We start from the raw sequence: 3,483 nt of genomic DNA, 5'->3' as shown, positions 1-3,483 counted from the left end.
TAACGAAAGGCGGAATCGGCTAAAAAAATGGGTCAGTTTACTGACCCCTTTTTTGAGTTACTTTAATTAAATCGCTACTCGATGTGATATAAAAGTGTACAAACTAGGGTGTTTAATAGTCGCTAAGTGCCAGAAGCTGTCATTCGTAACGCCGCCAACATGGGTAGTGCCAGCTGGCGGAAAATTTGTTTCAAATTTTATGACAGCTTGCGCTATCCCTTATGCTTGGCCTTGTTAAGTGCATTTTCATATATTGCGCCAATCCTCTAGCCCACTTTCTCGAAAGAACGTTATCCAATGCTTTTGATCTGGGTCGAAAGCAAATCTAAACTTTGGGCTAACAAGGAATCCGAATTTATTGAACATACCTGCGTCGTTCTTAGTTAGGTAGCCTTCGAGATCACAGAATTGAACGACCTCAGAGTCTAATGCCAACTTCTCGAGATTAACCGTGACCTCAACGAGTTTACCGCTAGAGTCAATTCGATAGATACTCTCTCCATAGTCGAGCTCTTTTAATCCAATAGAGTTCACTCCAGTTCTAACTGGTGATCCAAATCTTTCAATTACTTCAGATTCTGGTGAATCAAAAGGAATCTCATTTATGGATTTATATGGACGCTGCATAATTCTCACTAGCACTTAACAGTGTATTAGTGAGAATTCTCGGTTATCCCAAATTGAATATCGCCCACGAGCTCTGAACGCTAATACGTTTTATTTGTATATATTAATAGGTTATCAACTTTCATTTAAACACTCAATGGCTATTTGACTTGGAGGAAACGAGAATTGGCATAACCGAGAAATTTTATGACTCGCTATGTAAAATGAGCGTAATTAAAGGATTTAAGTTTAACTAGTTATAATTTCATAAATGAGATAGCCGAGAATGTTTATAATTTACATAACGAGCCAATTGATAAAATGATTGGCGAATTCACTTATAACTGTATCGATATACATAAAATTTAAAATAGTTATCGGGAGTGAATTACAAAAACTTCCAACGTCCGTTGTTCGCTCATTTACGTATTTCAGGTGAAGTATCAATTTCTTCACCTGAACGTTACGACCCGCTAAAAACGATAAGCTGTTTTAATGTGAAAACTTCGCCATTAAAAACTTAAGCTCGTTTGCGTGCTCTGCCATATTGTTGCTTGATTCATTGGCTCTTTCTACAAGCCCTTTATTCTGTTGAATAATTGAATCCATTTGCTTTATGGCTGTATTGATTTGGTTGATACCACTTGCTTGTTCAGCGCTTGCATCAGCAATATTTGCCATATTACTCGATAATTCCTGAATGCCGCTGACAATTGATGCAAGCGTGTCACCTGATTGAATAGCTAACTTCATACCATGTTCTACTTTTAAAGCGCTGTCATTAAGTAAACCGGCGATATCTTTTGATGCATTAGCACTGCGCTGGGCAAGTGTTCTAACTTCTGCCGCAACCACGGCAAAGCCTTTACCTTTTTCACCTGCACGAGCAGCTTCTACAGCGGCATTAAGTGCGAGTAAATTAGTTTGAAATGCAATTTCATTAATTACTTCAATAATATTAGAAATTTGTGCGGAACTTGTGCTTATTTCTTTCATAGCACTTACAGTATCGCCAACTAAACGACCACCTTCTTGCGCTTGTTCGTCTGCATTTGCTGCTAGCATATTGGCAACTTGTGCGTTTTCAGAGTTACGTCTTACTGTTTCTGTAATTTCATGCATTGAAGCTGTGGTTTCTTCAATCGATGCTGCTTGTGATTCGGTGCGACTACTTAAATCATTAATGCCATGCTTTATGTCATCAGCAGAATTTGTGATATGTGACGCAGTGTTTGAAATTTGTTTAACCAAGGCAGATAAATTATCAACACTGGTATTTACAGATTGTTTTAATTTATTAAAGTCGCCACTGTAGTCACCATTTACAGATTTTGATAAATCACCAATGGCTAACGCTTGCATTACTTCTTGGCATTCTTGTAATGGTTTTGTAATGGCATCCAGTGTGTCATTAATGCCAATAACAATTTTGGCAAAATCACCGCTATGCTCTTGGCTATCAACCCTTACCGTGAGTGTGCCATTTGATGCTGCATCTACAAGAGTGTTGGTATCTGAAATTAAACGTTCTATTGCTGAGCAGCTTATTTGCAGGCTTTGTTTTACTTGTAAAAAATCCCCTTGGTAATCATTACTGATCTGTTTAGGGATTTGGCCGTTAGCAATGTCGTTTAAGTAACGTGATGTTTGGTTAATGGGTGTTACAATTGCATCCAAGGTTGCATTTATACCGCTAATAATCTTTTGATAATCTCCCTTATGGCTGTCTGCATTTGCACGTTTGGTAAGTTCGCCAATAGATGCGCTATTAACAATCTCATTGGTGTCTTCAATTAATTTGGCAATCGCAAAGCACGATTGTTCAAGGCTTTGCTTAATTAATAAGAAATCACCTTGATAATCACCTTCAATGTGTTTTGGTATGTTGCCGTTACCAATTAGTGTAAGGTAATTTTGTGTTTGATGAATTGGCCTTACAATTGCGTCAAGCATTTGGTTAATGCCATTGGCAAGCGTGAACATAAAGCCGGAGAATTCATCACAGTTTATTCGTGTTTCAAGTTGACCAGACACAGCAGCAGTAATAATGCTGTCTACTTGTTGTTCTGCAAGGCGCTGTTCAGTTAAATCGACAAATTCATATACCACACCAATTATGGCTGCACTGTCATCAGTTACTGGACCTGCAATCACAGATAAAATGGTATTTTGATAGGTAAGTTCACATTCAACCTGTTGCTGTGATGAAAGGGATAGCTGATTATACTGTTCTTGACCATCAAACAATAAACTGCTTGCAGAGTTGATTAAATTTGCTGGATTAAAATTCGGTTGGCTTACACTAATGTTTTGAAAATGTTTGTTTAAAAGCTCATTACATTTATGATTTGCGTAAATAACGCGGTTGTTTACATCGCAGAGTAATACAGGGGTTGCAACATTATCTAATGCTTGTTTAATTCTGCCATTAATTTTTGCTAGGCGTTGTTGCTCATTAATTTGTGCTTTTAACTCTGAATTTGCGGTATTTAAATTTTCTTGCATGCGAGAAAGCGCTTTAAGAAGTAGACCAATTTCATCACGTTTGTGTCTTTCAATCCGGTTATTTAGGTTGCCACTTGCAATTTCGCTTGCAATATTTGCTGCAATATTGATTGGTTGTGTTATCAATACTTGTATAAATCTAAATAACAAAGTGACGGTTATTACAGTAATAATAGATAAGCCAATAAAGGTTTTTTTAATTAAATCGTCTTTTTTTGCAGATAGCCGCTGAGTTTCAGATTGGCTAATTTTATTGATTTCTGTGGTTAATTGATTAAGCGCACTTACAACCGGACGGTCAATTCCTGTTACTGCTTTATCGCCTTGTTGAGTATTGTAATTTGACGTTTTGAAAGCAATTAAGCCATCACG

The 3,483-nt window shown here is 37.3% G+C and carries 1 protein-coding gene; it reads right to left on the bottom strand.

All coding sequences use genetic code 11. The annotated features are described in order from the left end of the window. Positions 1-1,098: 1,098 nt before the first annotated feature. Positions 1,099-3,483, bottom strand: a 2,385-nt coding sequence (locus ABYD77_RS18315; RefSeq protein ID WP_372771533.1) for a methyl-accepting chemotaxis protein, incomplete at its 5' end; no start/stop codon positions are given.

Origin of the sequence: Pseudoalteromonas sp. (assembly GCF_041629635.1) — a bacterium.
Classification (GTDB): Bacteria; Pseudomonadota; Gammaproteobacteria; order Enterobacterales; family Alteromonadaceae; genus Pseudoalteromonas.
Note: the sequence above shows the minus strand (reverse complement) of the source record. Positions and strands in the feature narration are given on the sequence as shown.